The 17,661-nt window shown below is 52.7% G+C and carries 17 protein-coding genes; 6 read left to right on the top strand and 11 right to left on the bottom strand.

The window, feature by feature from the left end:
* Positions 1-135: 135 nt before the first annotated feature.
* Both codB and JQN59_RS02350 read left to right on the top strand, forming a co-directional pair.
* Complete coding sequence (gene codB, locus JQN59_RS02355; RefSeq protein ID WP_048225726.1) at positions 136-1,386, top strand: cytosine permease; 1,251 nt, start codon at positions 136-138, stop codon at positions 1,384-1,386.
* On the top strand, positions 1,376-2,656 hold the full coding sequence (locus JQN59_RS02350) for a cytosine deaminase (protein ID WP_008785942.1): 1,281 nt from the start codon (positions 1,376-1,378) through the stop codon (positions 2,654-2,656). The genes codB and JQN59_RS02350 overlap by 11 nt, the downstream gene beginning before the upstream one ends.
* A gap of 58 nt (positions 2,657-2,714) precedes the next feature.
* Here JQN59_RS02350 and nanQ read toward each other — a convergent pair whose 3' ends face one another.
* The 5 genes from nanQ to nanR all read right to left on the bottom strand — a co-directional run bounded on the left by nanQ (position 2,715) and on the right by nanR (position 7,695).
* Positions 2,715-3,182 carry an N-acetylneuraminate anomerase gene (nanQ, locus tag JQN59_RS02345; RefSeq protein ID WP_048216381.1) on the bottom strand — a complete coding sequence of 156 codons (468 nt, stop codon included), beginning with the start codon at positions 3,180-3,182 and terminating at the stop codon, positions 2,715-2,717.
* 2 nt (positions 3,183-3,184) lie between these two features.
* Positions 3,185-4,054, bottom strand: a complete 870-nt coding sequence (gene nanK / locus JQN59_RS02340; protein WP_149607301.1) for an N-acetylmannosamine kinase — start codon at positions 4,052-4,054, stop codon at positions 3,185-3,187.
* A 96-nt stretch (positions 4,055-4,150) separates the two neighbouring features.
* Complete coding sequence (gene nanT, locus JQN59_RS02335; RefSeq protein ID WP_048215451.1) at positions 4,151-5,641, bottom strand: sialic acid transporter NanT; 1,491 nt, start codon at positions 5,639-5,641, stop codon at positions 4,151-4,153.
* Between the two features lie 109 nt (positions 5,642-5,750).
* Positions 5,751-6,644, bottom strand: a complete 894-nt coding sequence (gene nanA, locus JQN59_RS02330; RefSeq protein ID WP_048215450.1) for an N-acetylneuraminate lyase — start codon at positions 6,642-6,644, stop codon at positions 5,751-5,753.
* A 259-nt stretch (positions 6,645-6,903) separates the two neighbouring features.
* A complete protein-coding gene (nanR, locus tag JQN59_RS02325) occupies positions 6,904-7,695 on the bottom strand; it encodes a transcriptional regulator NanR (RefSeq protein WP_149607300.1) in 792 nt (263 codons plus the stop codon).
* A 359-nt stretch (positions 7,696-8,054) separates the two neighbouring features.
* Here nanR and dcuC point away from each other — a divergent pair, with 359 nt between their 5' ends.
* Entirely contained in the window at positions 8,055-9,422 is a 1,368-nt protein-coding gene (dcuC, locus tag JQN59_RS02320) for an anaerobic C4-dicarboxylate transporter DcuC (protein WP_149607299.1), read from the top strand.
* 56 nt (positions 9,423-9,478) lie between these two features.
* Here dcuC and sspB read toward each other — a convergent pair whose 3' ends face one another.
* The 5 genes from sspB to zapE all read right to left on the bottom strand — a co-directional run bounded on the left by sspB (position 9,479) and on the right by zapE (position 13,125).
* Complete coding sequence (gene sspB / locus JQN59_RS02315) at positions 9,479-9,982, bottom strand: ClpXP protease specificity-enhancing factor (RefSeq protein ID WP_003025130.1); 504 nt, start codon at positions 9,980-9,982, stop codon at positions 9,479-9,481.
* Positions 9,983-9,987: 5 nt separating this feature from the next.
* Positions 9,988-10,626 carry a stringent starvation protein SspA gene (gene sspA, locus JQN59_RS02310; RefSeq protein ID WP_003025132.1) on the bottom strand — a complete coding sequence of 213 codons (639 nt, stop codon included), beginning with the start codon at positions 10,624-10,626 and terminating at the stop codon, positions 9,988-9,990.
* A gap of 316 nt (positions 10,627-10,942) precedes the next feature.
* Positions 10,943-11,335 (bottom strand): 30S ribosomal protein S9, encoded by a 393-nt coding sequence (gene rpsI / locus JQN59_RS02305; RefSeq protein ID WP_003025138.1) that lies wholly within the window; start codon positions 11,333-11,335, stop codon positions 10,943-10,945.
* Positions 11,336-11,350: 15 nt separating this feature from the next.
* On the bottom strand, positions 11,351-11,779 hold the full coding sequence (rplM, locus tag JQN59_RS02300; protein WP_003025141.1) for a 50S ribosomal protein L13: 429 nt from the start codon (positions 11,777-11,779) through the stop codon (positions 11,351-11,353).
* A gap of 218 nt (positions 11,780-11,997) precedes the next feature.
* On the bottom strand, positions 11,998-13,125 hold the full coding sequence (zapE, locus tag JQN59_RS02295; protein WP_149607298.1) for a cell division protein ZapE: 1,128 nt from the start codon (positions 13,123-13,125) through the stop codon (positions 11,998-12,000).
* Between the two features lie 192 nt (positions 13,126-13,317).
* Here zapE and zapG point away from each other — a divergent pair, with 192 nt between their 5' ends.
* The 3 genes from zapG to degS all read left to right on the top strand — a co-directional run bounded on the left by zapG (position 13,318) and on the right by degS (position 16,409).
* Positions 13,318-13,716, top strand: coding sequence for a Z-ring associated protein ZapG (zapG, locus tag JQN59_RS02290; protein WP_003025147.1), 399 nt, complete (start codon positions 13,318-13,320; stop codon positions 13,714-13,716).
* Between the two features lie 168 nt (positions 13,717-13,884).
* Entirely contained in the window at positions 13,885-15,252 is a 1,368-nt protein-coding gene (gene degQ / locus JQN59_RS02285) for a serine endoprotease DegQ (RefSeq protein ID WP_008785951.1), read from the top strand.
* 89 nt (positions 15,253-15,341) lie between these two features.
* Positions 15,342-16,409 (top strand): outer membrane-stress sensor serine endopeptidase DegS, encoded by a 1,068-nt coding sequence (gene degS / locus JQN59_RS02280; RefSeq protein WP_032945146.1) that lies wholly within the window; start codon positions 15,342-15,344, stop codon positions 16,407-16,409.
* A gap of 147 nt (positions 16,410-16,556) precedes the next feature.
* Here degS and mdh read toward each other — a convergent pair whose 3' ends face one another.
* Positions 16,557-17,492, bottom strand: coding sequence for a malate dehydrogenase (mdh, locus tag JQN59_RS02275; protein ID WP_008785953.1), 936 nt, complete (start codon positions 17,490-17,492; stop codon positions 16,557-16,559).
* Between the last annotated feature and the right edge of the window lie 169 nt (positions 17,493-17,661).

The raw sequence follows: 17,661 nt of genomic DNA, 5'->3' as shown, positions 1-17,661 counted from the left end.
GCAAATAACCTTAACACCCCAAACAGATCGACATCATGAATAATAACCATGTAAAAATCAGACGAAAACGTTTGCTTTACGTTGAGAACTGTATATTATGCGGCGGATTTTTTGGGCAAAATTCATGGAGGCGTTGTGTCGCAAGACAACAATTATAGCCAGGGCCCCGTCCCTCTGGCGGCGCGAAAAGGCGTAGTTCCACTAACATTTGTCATGTTGGGACTCACATTCTTTTCCGCCAGTATGTGGACCGGTGGCACACTCGGTACCGGTCTTTCTTATAATGATTTCTTCCTGGCAGTTCTCTTCGGTAATCTTCTCCTCGGTATTTACACTGCATTTCTCGGTTTTATCGGCGCAAAAACAGGGCTCTCAACCCACCTTCTGGCGCGTTACTCATTTGGTGTGAAAGGTTCATGGCTTCCCTCTCTGCTGTTAGGCGGCACACAGGTAGGCTGGTTTGGCGTTGGTGTGGCCATGTTTGCTATCCCGGTTGGCAAAGCGACGGGAATTGACGTCAATATCCTGATTGCGATTTCCGGTCTGTTGATGACCCTGACCATCTTTTTTGGCATCTCAGCGCTGACCGTTTTATCTATCATCGCCGTGCCTGCCATCGTCGTACTTGGCAGCTACTCCGTCTGGCTGGCAGTGAGCGATGTCGGCGGTTTGGAGCATTTAAAAGCGATAGTGCCGCAAACGCCGCTGGATTTCTCCACCGCACTGGCGCTGGTAGTCGGCTCGTTTGTCAGCGCAGGGACGTTAACCGCTGACTTCGTCCGTTTTGGCCGCAACGCCAAAGGCGCGGTGCTGATCGCCATGGTGGCGTTTTTCCTTGGCAATTCGCTTATGTTCATCTTCGGCGCTGCGGGCGCGGCTGCGGTTGGACAGGCGGATATCTCTGACGTGATGATTGCCCAGGGACTGCTGCTGCCCGCGATCATCGTTCTCGGCCTGAATATCTGGACCACCAACGATAATGCGCTGTACGCATCGGGCCTGGGATTTGCCAATATTACCGGCCTTTCCAGCCGTACGCTGTCAGTGGCTAACGGTATTATTGGCACACTGTGCGCACTGTGGCTTTACAATAACTTTGTCGGCTGGCTGACATTTCTGTCGGCAGCGATTCCCCCGATTGGCGGGGTGATCATCGCCGACTATCTGCTGAACCATCGCCGCTATGCCGACTTCAGCAAAGCGCAATTTATTTCCGTAAACTGGATAGCGATCCTGTCCGTTGCACTGGGCATTGCCGCAGGTCACTATATTCCCGGCATCGTGCCCGTCAATGCCGTACTTGGCGGCGTATTCAGCTATATCCTGCTGAATCCACTTTTCAATCGCAGCCTTGCTAAATCCCCGGAGGTCAGCCATGCAGAATAATAACATCACCATTCATCAGGCGCGTTTACAGGGACGTGAAGGATTATGGCAAATCACGATTGAAAACGGGCGCTTTAGCCGTATTGAGCCTCAAGACGCAGCGACGTTACCACAGGGTGAAGTGCTTGATGCTGAAGGCGGTCTGGCTATCCCACCGTTCGTTGAGCCACATATCCATCTGGACACTACACAAACCGCGGGCGAGCCGAGCTGGAATCAGTCTGGTACGTTGTTTGAGGGCATTGAACGCTGGGCTGAACGTAAGGCAATGCTCACTCACGAAGACGTCAAAGCGCGCGCCATGCAGACCCTGAAGTGGCAGATGGCCAACGGCATCCAGTATGTCCGTACTCACGTTGACGTTTCCGACCCTACGTTGACGGCGCTAAAAGCCATGCTGGAGGTGAAGCAAGAAGTCGCTCCGTGGGTAGAGCTACAGATTGTCGCGTTCCCGCAAGAAGGCATTCTTTCTTATCCCAATGGTGAAGCGCTCCTGGAGGAAGCCGTGCGTCTGGGCGCCGACGTCATTGGCGCGATCCCGCACTTTGAATTCACGCGTGAATATGGCGTAGAGTCGCTGCATAAGATTTTCGCTCTGGCGCAAAAATACGACAAACTTATCGACGTGCACTGTGACGAAATCGATGATGAGCAATCCCGCTTTGTTGAAACCGTTGCGGCACTGGCACATCGCTACAATATGGGCGAGCGCGTGACCGCCAGCCATACCACGGCGATGCATTCCTACAACGGCGCGTATGCTTCCCGTCTTTTCCGTCTGTTGAAAATGTCCGGCATTAACTTTGTCGCAAATCCACTGGTGAATATTCACCTGCAAGGGCGCTTTGACACTTATCCTAAGCGTCGTGGTGTTACGCGCGTCAAAGAGATGCTGGAAGCGGAGATCAACGTCTGCTTCGGTCATGATGACGTCTTCGATCCGTGGTACCCGCTGGGCACTGCGAATATGCTGCAGGTGCTGCATATGGGATTACACGTGTGCCAACTGATGGGATACGGACAAATTAACGATGGGTTGAACCTGGTCACCAGCCACAGCGCGAAAACCCTGCACCTGCAGGACTACGGTCTGAACGTGGGGAATTCTGCGAATCTGGTGATTTTGCCTGCAGAAAATGGGTTTGACGCGGTTCGTCGCCAGACGCCTGCCCGTTATTCCATTCGTCATGGTCGAGTCATTGCCGAGACGGTCCCAAGCCAAACCACACTGCATCTGACGCAGCCAGAAACGGTGACGTTTAAGCGCTAGGTCGTTACATTCCATGTCGGATGGCGTAAGCCTTGCCATCCGACACAGTCTCTCACTCTCAAGCTTGTAATAAGCTGGCGCGGACTTTGATCACCACTTTTTTGATGTCCATCGGGGCCTGCACCACACAACCCGGTTTATGCGGCTCGCCCGGCATAAAAATCACAAATTTTCCCGGCTTCAGTACCATAGCCTGTTCATCGGCAATCTGGCTGCACAGCTGATAATCATCCTCGATGTGCATCTCTTCACAGTGACGAGCAGAATCGGTCATCCCGAACAGAATCCGTTCTTCGCCGGACAACAGCATCTGAATATCAATGTACTGCTGATGCAGCTCCGCTTTCTTATGCTCTGGGCTCTGCGTTGTAAATTGCATGACATTCATAAAAATATTCTCGCCCTGCAACGTGTAGCGCCCAGGCGTCTTCTCCTGCGGATTCGCCGCAATGGCAAGCGTTAACGCCTGCTGCAAGACCGGATGTAATCCGGCAGAAGGCAGTGAATTCAACGCATCTGATATCATCATCATTCTCCCTGGGCCAACAGCGCGGCCCCCAGTAATCCAGCGTCATGACGGTAATGCGCCGCCAGCAATTCCACGTGATAGGCCAAAGGCTCTTGTGCCAGATAATGTTCCACCAGCGCCAGATACCCTTCAGCCAGCCCAACGCTGCCGCCAATGACCACGCACTGGCAATCGGTCGTGGCCTTCACATCGGCAACAAGCCTTGCCAAAGTACGCGCCGAGCGATGGATCAACCGGCTTGCCTGCTCATCCCCCTGCCCGGCACGGCTAAAAATAGTTTTGGCGTCGCATCCGGCAAGCGCGCCTTCGGCAGCCGCCGCTATTCCACGACCGGATGCGATCGCCTCAACGCAGCCCACACGCCCGCAGCCGCACATGGGTCCATGAGGATCGGCCAGCGTATGTCCCAGATGCCCAGCCAGACCGCCGACTCCGGTCAGCAGTTTCCCACCGCTGACGATTCCCCCGCCCACGCCTGTGGAGACGGTAATAAACACCAGATCGCGGTACTCACCACCAAGCGCATGGTACTCAGCCCACGCCGCTGCCTGTGCGTCATTGACGGCCAGCGTCGGCAGGTCGGTGATTTGCTCCAGCGTTTGTGTCAGCGGAAAATGCATCAACCCGCCGAGGTTATGCGGATTCAGCGCCAGTAAAGCCCCCTCACGGATAATCCCCGTCGAGGCGATCGCCACCCGATTAGCACGCCCCTGTAGCGGTGCAACCAGTGTTTGTAACGCGGCGCGCAGCGCTTGCGGCGTTTTACTGGCAGGCGTCGGCAGTTCACGCCGCTCGCGGACTTGCTGATTGTTCGCTACCAGCGCGGCAGCCAATTTGGTGCCGCCAATATCAATCGCCAGTGTGGTCATGACGCCGCCTCATGCATCGTAGTGGCGCTCTGTAGCTCAAAGAACGACATATTCTTCCCTTACGGCTATTGCCCGGTTCAGCACCGGGCAATTGGATTAACTTTTGGATTTCACCATGGTGCTTTTGTCACCGCCGAACGGCACGGCCCCGCTAAACGGTCGACCATCGATGGCGTCATGCGTACGTAACGCTTCAGGACGCAGCCAGCGCTGTACGCGGGACGGCATATCGAGACCAATCAGCAGGATCACCACAAATGTCAGGCCGAAAGAGAGCGATCCCAGCGCGGTACCCAGATCAAGACGTTGGGCAATCAGCGCGCCGATGATCGGTGCCAAAGCCCCGCCCAGTGCGCCCACGTTATAGGTGAAGCCCAATCCCGCCGCACGCTGATCGGTATCGAAATAGCCGCCAATCAGTTTTGGTAAGATCCCGGAGATCCCCTGGCCGAGCATTTGTTGGAAAAACAGCAGCAAACCCAGTACCCAGACGTTTGAACCGCCTATTGCAAACACCGGAATAATCAGCAACTGCGAGGCCAGCAGACTGCAGACATAGGCTTTACGCGTGCCCAGCCAGTCACCAAGAAAACCGCCGACGCAACAACCGACCGCCGCACCAAAGCCACTAAAGAAGAGCACTCTGGCCACCGTGGAAGGATCGTACAGCAGTTCCGTTTTCAGATAGGTTGGCAACAGCGCCTGAATCGGCCACGAGTACAGGAAGGCAAATAGCACGACCACCATCAGCATCACGCCCGTCGGCCAGCGTTTCCCGCTGCTTTGCACCATAAAGCTAATGAAGATAAAGGCGCATATCAGTCCCAGGACCGCCACGATAGCCGCATTTTGCAGGTTGCCAGCAAAGCAGAACCACAGCGCAGTTGCAGCGGCGAGCGTCATCAGAATATTAATTACCCGATGCTCGCCCCGGTAGAGAATGTCCACCATCGTGCGCACTGGCGCTTTGCCTTCGTGTTTTTCTTTCCAGTCTTCCGCTTCCGGAATATTTTTACGCAGCCAGAGGGCGAAGATAATTGGCAGGATGCCGATGAAGAACAGCGCGCGCCATCCCCAGACCGGGACCACCAGACTGTAGACCTGGGCGGCGATCACGGCACCAACGGAAAAGCCGGAAATCAGGAAACCACTGGCTTTGTTTCGCAGATGTTTAGGCCAACTTTCAATAACATAGGTTGCGCTGGAACCATACTCACCGGCCATCCCCATACCGATAACCAGTCGGGCGATAAACATGGTGGTGTAGCCCGGCGCAAAGCCGCAGGCCAGCGTCCCCACGGAGAACAGAATGATGCTGGTGACCATCGCCAGGCGGCGTCCGTAACGATCGCCCATGGCCCCCAACATTAATCCGCCAAACCAACGGGAGATAAAGGCGGCCGAGATCAGGCTGGCAGCCTGCACCGTCGTCAGTCCGAATTCGCCCTGCACTTCTGTCAGCACCAGGGCGATTAACACAAAATCGAAACCATCAAGCAAATATCCCAGCCAGGCGGCGGAAAATGCCCGCCATTGTGCCCGATTGAGATGGCGATACCACGGGATGCTTTGGGTAGAAGTACTCATTTTACTCTCCCGACGATTTTTGTTGTTGTGCCGGGTGGTGGCTTTGCCTTACCCGGCCTACGGTCGAAAATCCAGGCCGGGCAAGCGAAACGCCCCCGGCGACCCGTGATTACGCCTTTTCCGCCAGCAGTTGGTTTGCCAGCGCTTTCAGTTCCGGCAGATATTGTTCATCTACCGGGGCAAAGGGTTTACGGCACAGTGGGACAGAAACCACATCCATATAGTGCAGTACCGTTTTCAGGCCGCGGAACACGCCAACCTTAATGAGCAGATCGATAACCTTATTGCACTCAGTTTGCAGCTTTTGCGCCGTGCGGATGTCGCCTTCTTTGAGCGCTTTCACAATTCCCTGATAGCGCCACCCCATGATGTTGTAAGTGCTACCGATACCGCCATCTGCACCCGCCAGCAAACCAGAAGCAAAGATCTCGTCATAACCGTTATAAAGCACCAGATCGGGATGAGCGCGGCGGATCTGTTCCATCTGATAGAGATCGCCGGAAGTTTGTTTCAGCGCGCCAACGCCAGGTAGCGTCACCAGCGTGTTGATCTGATCCAGCGTCAGTTTTACGCCGCTCAGCGCCGGGATGTTATAGACCACCATCGGCAATCCATTAGCTGAATCAATAATTGCGCGGTAGTGGTCGCAATGCTCTTCAAAGCTGAACGGATAGTAAAACGGCGTGACGGCCGAAACTGCATCAAAGCCGTAACGATGCGCGGCGCTCGCCAGCTGTTGGCTTTCTTCGGTGCTCACCGTGCCAACATGAGCGATCAGCGTCACCTTGCCTTTCGCTTCTTCGGCCACAATTTCCAGCACCTGCTCTCTTTCAACGCGGTTTTGGACAAAGGCCTCACCCGTTGAGCCACCGACATAGAGCCCATCGACACCCTGACCAATGTTGAAACGCACCAGGCGGCGCAGACTCTCGATGTCCAGTCTCTGTTGGTTATCGAATGGGGTTAACAACGCTGGCATTACGCCTTTTAAATCTCTTGCCATAACGACCTCTGACGATGATTAGTGTTATCTGACTACATACCTTTATACCTGTTATACCAGATCAAATAAGCAGCAATACAATACAGAACGCTTATAGTGCGATCTACTTCACTAAACACTTCATCCTTCGAGCCGCCTCTGCGTTAGCTGCGTTCGCTCACCCCTGTCACATAGTTATCTATGCTCCAGGGAACTCGCTCTCTTGCCGCCTTGATGCAACTTGAATGATTTTGTGTTTAAACGATCGTCGGGATCGCGATCACTTACGCAACTTTTTACTTTTGCTGAAGGCGTTCCAGGTCGCGGAAACGCTATTGAGGTGTTCTTGCAGTGCGCGGTCAGCTTCTTCAGGATCTCGCTGGCGAATTGCGTCGACAATCGCGATATGCTGCTGATAACTCACGTTGTTGTGCTCATACAACTCTTGATCGGCGACGGTCGGACGGGCGGCAATCAGCCAGTCTAACAGCGCAACATGGATAGCCATAAAGATAGGATTGCCCGGGATCTCAGCCAGTACACGGTGAAAATCAACGTCCGAGCGGATGAACAACGTATTGTCATCGAGCGACTGGCTGTTGATCTCCAGTGCTTTAGCCAGTCTGTCGATTTGCTCATCTGTCGCATGTTCGGCGGCGTATCGTACCAGGCTGGATTCAAAGAACAGTCGCAACTGCTCGAAGTGGGCAATGCCGCCGGGATGTGCGAGGAAATCTTTCGCCATACCAGACAGCTCGCTGATGATGGTATCAGCTGAAGGACGCGAAACGCGGGCGCGCTCGCCGTTGTTGATTTGTACCAGACCTTTGCGTTTTAACGCGGCCAGCGCTTCTCGTACAGAAGGACGGCCCACGTTAAAGAAGGCCATCAGCTCCCGCTCAGACGGCAACTGTTCGCCCTCGCCAAACTCCCGACGACGAATCATCTGCTCCAGTTCTTCTTCAACCATTTCAGACAGTTTTTTACGCGCCAGCGGGCGGCTGCGTAAGCTGCGGCCAATGGTGGATGGAGAGTCTTCAGCTTGCGAATCAAATGCGTTCATAGGGTCCATTCAGCTAAGTCGTGGTGACAAACAACAGCGGGTTTATCCTAACACAGGATCGAAAGCAGGGTGAAATGATGGACGATCTGATCCGGCTGGCCTATTGATAATATACGTAACAGCAATATTATTTTAAGCGAGTATCTTCTGCCTCATTTTAATTGAATCGAGTTAAAAACCTTCATGAAAATTATGAATATGAACGTGATAATTTATCATAACCATCTATTTTATAACGATAAATAATTACACCATCGAATTAAAAATAAGATATTCACTCCATAAAAAATGCCCAGAAAAATATAACATCCGTTTTGACAGTAGCGTTATTACCGGATTTATCTTCTTCTCTGACATGGAGTGAAACAATGTTCGGCATCATTATCTCTGTCATCGTTTTATTAACGATGGGTTACCTGATCCTCAAAAACTACAAACCGCAGGTCGTGTTGGCCGCCGCCGGGATCTTCCTGATGATCTGCGGCGTCTGGCTGGGCTACGGCGCGTTGGTCGCTGACGACAAAAGCAGTGGCTATATACTGGTCGATATTTACAACGAAATTTTGCGTATGCTCTCCAACCGCGCGGCCGGACTGGGGTTATCAATCATGGCAGTGGGCGGTTATGCCCGTTATATGGACAGAATGGGGGCCAGCAGAGCGATGGTTAGCCTGTTAAGTCGCCCGCTCAAGCTAATCCGTTCCCCCTATGTAGTTCTTGCCGCCACCTATGTGATTGGTCAGATCATGGCGCAGTTCATTACCAGCGCATCCGGGTTAGGTATGTTGCTGATGGTGACGCTGTTCCCAACGCTGGTTAGTCTTGGCGTGAGCCGTTTATCCGCTGTTGCGGTCATTGCCACTTCGATGTCGATTGAATGGGGCATTCTGGAAACCAACTCTATTTTTGCCGCGCAGGTCGCGGGCATGAAAATCGCCACCTATTTCTTTCAATACCAGTTGCCCGTCGCGTCGTGTGTCATTGTCGCCGTCGCCATTGCGCATTTTTTCGTTCAGCGTCAATTTGATAAAAAAGCCGCACCGGAAAGTAACGGATTTGCGGAACAAAAGACACTGGAAAACGTACCCCCGCTCTATTACGCCATTTTGCCGGTGATGCCGCTGATCCTGATGCTGGGCTCGCTTGCCCTTGCACAAATGGGGCTAATGAAAGCTGAGTTGAATCTGGTGGTGGTGATGTTAATGAGCATGACGCTGACTATGTTTGTTGAATTCCTGCATAAACATAATCTGCGCGAAACGATGGATGATGTGCAGGCTTTTTTTGACGGCATGGGGACGCAGTTTGCCAACGTTGTCACCCTGGTGGTCGCCGGTGAAATCTTTGCGAAAGGGTTGACGACTATCGGGACTGTCGATGCCGTAATAAAAGGCGCAGAGCATTCCGGTCTTGGCGGTATCGGCGTGATGATCATCATGGCGGTTGTCATCGCCGCCTGCGCAATCGTCATGGGGTCAGGCAACGCGCCGTTTATGTCTTTTGCCAGCCTCATTCCGGATATTGCCGCCGGGCTGCATATTCCTGCCGTAGTAATGATTATGCCGATGCATTTTGCCACTACGCTTGCCCGCGCGGTGTCACCTATTACCGCAGTGATCGTCGTGACTTCAGGTATTGCCGGCGTATCGCCCTTTGAAGTGGTAAAACGTACAGCAATCCCGATGGCCGTAGGATTTGTGGTGAATATGATAGTCACCATCGCGCTGTTCTATTGATTGTAGAGCCAGAAAACAGAACAGGCCCGAAAGGGCCTGTTTTCTTATTTCACTATTTATTTCACTACGCGCAGCGCTGGACGCCCACCGCGAGGCGGTGGCGGAGTATCATCCGGATCGTTGTCGTCGCCATTATCAGGTTTATCGCCATCAATGACCGACATGACCGTTTCACTCTCAAAACCAGACGCGTCGTTGTCGTCATCATTTAAGCTGGCAACATCTTCGTCGTAGGCGGCTTCCGGTTCGAACATCGTACCGGCGCCATTTTCACGTGCATAAATTGCCAGAACGGCAGCCAACGGCACAGACACCTGACGCGGCACACCACCGAAGCGCGCGTTAAAGCGCACTTCATCGTTAGCCAGTTCCAGGTTGCCCACCGCACGCGGTGCAATATTCAGAACAATTTGCCCGTCACGCGCATATTCCATTGGAACCTGCACGTCCTGGAGCGTCACATCCACCACCAGATGCGGCGTGAGCTGGTTGTCCAGCAACCACTCATAGAACGCGCGCAGCAGATACGGACGGCGTGGTGTTAGCTGTGGCAAATCCATACAGGTTAACCCCGGCCCAGACGCATTTCACGTTCAGGCTCAGTCAGAGAAGCCAGGAAAGAGTCTCGTTCGAAGACGCGAGTCATGTACCCTTTCAGTTCTTTCGAACCTGCACCGTTGAATTCAATACCCAACTGCGGTAAACGCCACAGCAGCGGCGCCAGGTAGCAGTCTACCAGGCTGAACTCATCGCTCAGGAAGTAAGGTTTCTGGCCAAATACTGGCGCGATTGCCAGCAGTTCTTCGCGCAGACGCTTACGCGCGACTTCGGCTTCAGATGCAGAACCGTTCACGATGACGTTCATCAGCGTGTACCAGTCTTTTTCAATACGCTGCATGTACAGGCGGCTTTCACCACGCGCAACCGGGTAAACCGGCATAAGCGGCGGATGCGGGAAGCGCTCATCCAGGTATTCCATAATGATGCGAGATTCCCACAGGGTCAGCTCACGATCCACCAGTGTCGGTACGCTCTGATTCGGGTTGAGGTCGATCAGATCCTGAGGTGGATTGTCCTTCTCCACATGCTCAATCTCGAAACTAACACCTTTCTCAGCCAGCACAATGCGGACCTGATGGCTATAGATGTCAGTAGGACCAGAAAACAGCGTCATTACCGAACGTTTGTTGGCAGCGACAGCCATGAAAACCTCCAGGTATATTCAGAATTTTTACTGCTACCAGCCACTCAGTGGCCGGCCAGAAGTGATGTCACCCAGACTCGGGAAAGTCATTACTGTTCAAAATACAAACAAAAAATGAACGATACCGGACATTTGGGCAGAAAATTGGATGATAGTTTACCAGATTTTGTGACCTTTGTGGTGAGTCGATTCTTGAAATGGGGAAAAAGAGGTGGCAATCAGCGGATTACCGTGGATCTGAGGCGAGAAATAACGATAAAAAAACCCGCCGAAGCGGGTTTTTTCGCAAATTGTCGTCTGCCGAAGCAGAGTACAATTAACGTTTGGAGAACTGAGGACGACGACGTGCTTTACGCAGACCGACTTTCTTACGTTCAACCTGACGAGCATCACGGGTAACGAAGCCAGCTTTACGCAGTTCGCCACGCAGGGATTCGTCGTACTCCATCAGAGCGCGGGTGATACCGTGACGGATCGCACCAGCCTGACCAGAGATACCACCACCTTTAACAGTGATGTACAGATCCAGTTTCTCAACCATGTCGACCAGTTCCAGCGGCTGACGAACTACCATGCGGGCAGTTTCACGACCGAAGTACTGTTCCAGAGAACGTTGGTTGATTACGATTTTACCACTGCCCGGTTTGATGAAAACGCGAGCTGCGGAACTTTTGCGGCGACCAGTGCCGTAGTATTGATTTTCAGCCATTGCCTATAATCCCGATTAGATGTCAAGAACTTGCGGTTGCTGTGCCGCGTGGTTGTGCTCGTTGCCAGCGTAAACTTTCAGTTTACGGAACATAGCACGACCCAGCGGGCCTTTTGGCAGCATGCCTTTAACCGCGATTTCAAGCACACGCTCAGGACGGCGAGCAATCATCTCTTCAAAGGTCGCTTGTTTGATACCACCGATGTGGCCGGTGTGGTGATAGTACACTTTGTCAGTACGCTTGTTGCCGGTTACAGCAACTTTGTCAGCGTTCAGAACGATGATGTAATCACCGGTATCTACGTGCGGAGTGTATTCCGCTTTGTGCTTACCGCGCAGGCGCAGAGCCAGTTCGGAAGCCAGACGGCCCAGAGTTTTACCGGTCGCGTCAACAACATACCAGTCGCGTTTTACGGTTTCTGGTTTAGCTGTAAAAGTTTTCATTAAAAGCTTACCCAAATAAATAAGTTACACGTTGGTGAACACCCAAACGTTTTGTCAGTTGAGGTTCACACGACATTGTCCAGCAAACCTACCCCTTCGAATAGCCTATGCCGGCGCATAGAAAGTTTTGGGAAAAAAACTCTCTCGTAACGTGGGGTCGCAAGATTATAGAGAAGTCAGGGTCAAAGATCGACCCCTTTATGTGATTTGCTGCAGGTTTAACCGGCTAAATGTTCCCGCTTCAGATACTCTTCGCTTTGCATCTCCTGCAAACGCGACAAACAACGCTGAAATTCAAACTTCAGACGCTCGCCCTGATAAATTTCATAGAGGGGTGATGCCGCACTGACCACCAACTTGACGTGGCGTTCGTAGAACTCATCCACCAATGCGATAAAGCGTCGCGCTTCACTCTCCATCAGCGGGGTCATGACCGGCACATCAGACAACAGCACCGTGTGAAACAGACGCGACAGCGCAATATAGTCATGCTGACTCCGGGCATCGACGCAGAGCGTGGTAAACGACACCGCCAGCGTTTGGTTTTCGACGGCCAGCGTCTGCATCGGACGATGATTGATCTCCAGCGTTGGCGCATGTTCACCTTTGGTTCCCGCTAATGCCAGCCAAAGCTTATCCATCTGCTGGCGGGTTTCCTCATTCAATGGCGACAACCACAAATGCGCCTGCGTTAAGGTACGCAGACGATAATCGACGCCGGCATCGACATTCATGATGTCACAATGCTGTTTGATGGCATCAATGGCAGGAAGAAAACGCGTGCGTTGCAAACCGTTGCGATACAGCTCATCTGGCGGAATATTGGAGGTCGCCACCAGCGTAATACCGCGGGCAAACAGCGCCTTCATCAGGCCGCCAAGCAGCATGGCATCGGTGATATCAGAAACAAAAAATTCGTCGAAGCACAGCACGTCCGTTTCGGCCTTAAAGCGGTCGGCGATGATTTCCAGCGGATCGCTCTGCCCCTGTAAGGCAGTAAGCTCTTCATGCACGCGCAGCATAAAACGGTGAAAGTGCAAACGCTGTTTACGTTCGCCCGGCAGGCTATGGTAAAACAGATCCATCAGCCAGGTTTTTCCGCGCCCAACTCCGCCCCACATATATAAACCACGCACCGGTGCGTTGATCGGTGACTCACGCTTGCCCAGCAATTTACCAAAACGCGCCATCAGTCCACTCTCCTGCGGCGCAGGACGTGCTAGCGTTGTAAGCGCCTGGAAAATTGTTTCCAGTCGATTCACGGCTTCGAGTTGTACGTTGTCGGGTTGATGACTGCCGTCGTTGAGGGCTTGCTGGTAACGCGATGTCGGGGAAAGGCTTTGCATGATGTTATTGTTATTCCTTGAGAATCGATGTGCCGTCGCTCACGGTTGACGAAAAAAAGGCCGTTCTACATTACGTGATATAAACACGGGATTCCACTTCTACGGGATTAGCGGTTATAGTGGCATAATCAGGCGCAGGCATGGAGCCTAAAGCCAACACCCTACGGAAACACAAGACAACGGGAGATGTTCATGACCTGGGAATATGCGCTAATTGGGTTAGTCGTCGGTATCATTATTGGTGCTGTAGCCATGCGTTTTGGTAATCGTAAATTACGCCAACAGCAGGCATTGCAGTACGAACTGGAAAAAAATAAAGCTGAGCTGGAAGAGTACCGCGAAGAGCTGGTGAGCCACTTTGCCCGCAGCGCTGAATTGCTGGATAACATGGCGGATGATTATCGTCAGATTTACCAGCACATGGCGAAAAGCTCCAGCAACCTGCTGCCGGGTATGTCGCCGGAAAACAACCCGTTCCGTAACCGTCTGGCAGAGTCTGAAGCAGGCAACGATCAGGCGCCGGTTCAGATGCCACGTGACTATTCTGAAGGGGCATCCGGCCTGCTGCGTAGCGGCGCAAAGCGCGACTAACCGCACATCGTTAAGAAATTTATTGGGCGCAGCAATTGCGCCCTCCGCTTCTCTTCCTGTCCCAGCTATTATTTAGTCGTTAGCCGCATTGTGACCTAACCGAAAATTCAATAACATCAACCTGTTTTGAATCATCTTCCGTTTACTCAAGGTACGAGAGCAGGATCCATGAAAAAACAAACCCAGCTGTTGAGTGCATTAGCGTTAAGTGTCGGGTTAACTCTCTCGGCGCCATTCCCGGCCGCAGCGTCTATCCCCGGCCAGGTTCCCGGTCAGGCTGCGCTTCCCAGCCTCGCTCCGATGCTGGAGAAAGTGTTACCTGCAGTGGTGAGCGTAAGGGTTGAAGGTACTGCCACTCAGGGGCAGAAAGTCCCGGAAGAGTTCAAAAAGTTTTTTGGTGATGAACTTCCCGATCAACCGTCACAACCCTTTGAAGGGCTGGGCTCAGGGGTCATCATTGACGCAGCCAAAGGCTATGTTCTGACCAATAACCACGTTATTAATCAGGCGCAAAAAATCAGCGTTCAGCTTAATGATGGCCGTGAGTTCGACGCTAAGCTTATCGGCAGCGACGATCAGAGCGATATCGCACTGCTACAAATTCAGCACCCCAGCAACCTGACGCAAATTGCCATTGCTGACTCCGATAAACTCCGCGTGGGTGATTTCGCGGTGGCTGTGGGTAACCCGTTCGGTTTGGGTCAAACAGCCACCTCCGGCATTGTATCTGCCTTGGGTCGCAGTGGGTTGAACCTGGAAGGTCTGGAAAACTTTATTCAGACTGACGCCTCTATCAACCGCGGTAACTCCGGCGGCGCATTGCTCAACCTGAACGGTGAGCTGATCGGTATTAACACCGCGATTCTGGCCCCCGGCGGCGGCAGCATCGGGATTGGTTTTGCAATCCCGAGCAACATGGCGCGCACGCTGGCACAGCAGCTGATGCAGTTTGGTGAAATCAAACGCGGTCTGTTGGGTATCAAAGGCACCGAAATGACCTCGGATATCGCCAAAGCGTTCAAACTGGACGTACAGCGTGGCGCGTTTGTCAGTGAGGTTCTGCCTAACTCCGGCTCCGCAAAAGCAGGGGTGAAATCAGGTGACGTCATTACCAGCCTCAACGGTAAACCGCTCAACAGCTTCGCCGAACTGCGTTCACGCATTGCGACAACTGAACCAGGGACCAAGGTCAAACTGGGCCTGCTGCGTAACGGTAAACCGCTCGAGGTTGAAGTCACCCTCGATACCAGCACATCATCGTCCGCCAGCGCAGAGATGATTGCGCCTGCGTTGCAAGGGGCCACGCTCAGCGACGGTCAGTTAAAAGACGGCACCAAAGGCATCAGAATTGATAACGTAGAAAAAAGCAGCCCTGCCGCACAGGCCGGTCTGCATAAAGATGACGTTATCATTGGCGTTAACCGCGATCGCGTAAACTCAATCGCCGAAATGCGAAAAGTACTGGAAGCGAAACCGTCGATCATTGCTCTGCAGGTGGTGCGCGGTAACGAGAGTATTTACCTGCTCCTGCGTTAACGCATGCAACCGGACATCAGCCCCTCGTGTGATGTCCGGCAAACTCGTGATATGCTGCTGCCGTTCCCTTTATTAATGACGCCGCCATCATGTTTGTGAAGCTTTTACGTTCGGTCGCGATTGGTTTAATCGTCGGCGCCATTCTGCTGGCGGCGATGCCCTCTCTGCGAAAAATTAATACGCTTACCGCACCGCAGTTCGACAGTGCAGATGAAACGCCTGCCAGCTATAACTCGGCGGTTCGCCGCGCAGCGCCTGCCGTTGTGAACGTTTATAACCGCAGTATGAACAGTACCGCGCACAACCAGCTTGAGATCCGCACGCTCGGCTCAGGCGTTATCATGGATCAGCGCGGCTATATCATTACCAATAAGCACGTCATTAACGATGCCGACCAAATCATCGTCGCATTGCAGGACGGCCGCGTATTTGAAGCGCTGCTTGTGGGGTCTGATACGTTAACCGACCTTGCGGTGCTGAAAATCAACGCCACTGGCGGGCTGCCAACAATCCCAATTAATAACAAACGCGTGCCGCACATTGGTGACGTAGTACTCGCCATCGGTAACCCGTACAACCTTGGGCAAACCATCACTCAGGGGATCATCAGCGCCACCGGTCGAATTGGCCTGAACCCGACAGGACGGCAAAACTTCCTGCAAACAGATGCTTCCATCAACCACGGAAACTCCGGCGGTGCGCTGGTCAACTCACTGGGTGAATTGATGGGGATTAACACGCTGTCATTTGATAAGAGCAACGATGGCGAAACCCCGGAAGGGATCGGTTTTGCCATTCCGTTTCAGTTGGCGACTAAAATCATGGATAAGCTGATTCGTGACGGGCGCGTGATTCGTGGCTACATCGGTATCAGCGGTCGCGAAATTGCACCACTGCACGCTCAGGGCGGCGGGATGGATCAAATTCAGGGGATTGTGGTTAACGAAGTTTCCCCGGATGGTCCGGCAGCGCAGGCGGGCATTCAGGTTAACGATCTGATTATCTCGGTCAATAACAAACCGGCGGTGTCTGCGCTGGAAACGATGGACCAGGTGGCAGAGATTCGACCAGGTTCAGTTATCTCCGTTGTCGTGATGCGTGATGACAAACAGTTGACGCTGCAGGTAACGATCCAGGAATACCCAGCCACCAATTAACGTCACGTCTGGCGGCCTACTGACCATAAAAAAACCGGAGCATGTTGGCTCCGGTTTTTATTAGGCGATATCGTAGAGAGTTAGTACGTAATGCCTGATGGCGCTACGCTTATCAGGCCTACAAATACACGCAGGCCTTTCTTCGCGTTACTTAACGAACTCTTCGCCCAGAGTAATATCTTTTTTCAGCGTATCCAGCATGCCTTCCAGCGAGCTTTGTTCAAACGCGCTCAGCTTGCCGATAGACTGACGCTCTTCTACGCCGTTTTTACCCAGCAGCAGCGGCTGAGAGAAGAAACGAGCATACTGGCCGTCGCCTTCAACGTAAGCACATTCAACCACACCTTTTTCGCCGCTCAATGCGCGAACCAGGGACAGGCCGAAACGTGCAGCAGCCTGACCCATAGACAGGGTTGCAGAACCGCCACCGGCTTTGGCTTCCACAACTTCAGTACCCGCATTCTGGATACGTTTAGTCAGGTCAGCTGCTTCTTGTTCGGTGAAGCTTACGCCAGGAATTTGTGACAGCAGTGGCAGGATGGTCACGCCAGAATGGCCGCCAATAACCGGAACTTCAACGTCGCCTGGTTGTTTGCCTTTCAGTTCCGCAACAAAGGTGTTGGAGCGGATGATGTCCAGCGTGGTCACGCCAAACAGTTTGTTCTTATCGTATACGCCTGCTTTTTTCAGCACTTCTGCAGCGATAGCAACGGTAGTATTCACCGGGTTGGTGATGATACCGATACACGCTTTCGGGCAGGTTTTAGCAACTTGCTGCACCAGGTTCTTCACGATTCCGGCGTTGACGTTGAACAGGTCGGAACGATCCATACCCGGTTTACGTGCGACACCCGCAGAGATCAGTACCACATCAGCACCTTCCAGTGCAGGGGTAGCATCTTCGCCGCTGAAGCCTTTGATTTTCACAGCAGTAGGGATATGGCTCAAATCAACGGCCACACCAGGTGTTACTGGAGCGATGTCGTACAGGGAGAGTTCTGAACCTGAAGGCAGTTGGGTTTTTAACAGTAATGCTAGCGCCTGACCGATACCACCAGCAGCGCCGAGGACTGCAACTTTCATCCTAAACTCCTTATTATATTGATAAGCAAAATGTCTATTGCTCCGCGGCGGCGACCTTAATTCACAAATCCAATGAATACAACAACCACGCGTCAAGAATGCGTAGTCACGCAAATTTGGCTTTTATGCATTTAACTTACGTAAAATAAAACCTAAGTTACGTAATTCA

Origin of the sequence: Citrobacter sp. B72, from assembly GCF_016894305.1 — a bacterium.
Classification (GTDB): Bacteria; Pseudomonadota; Gammaproteobacteria; order Enterobacterales; family Enterobacteriaceae; genus Citrobacter; species Citrobacter portucalensis.
Note: the sequence above shows the minus strand (reverse complement) of the source record. Positions and strands in the feature narration are given on the sequence as shown.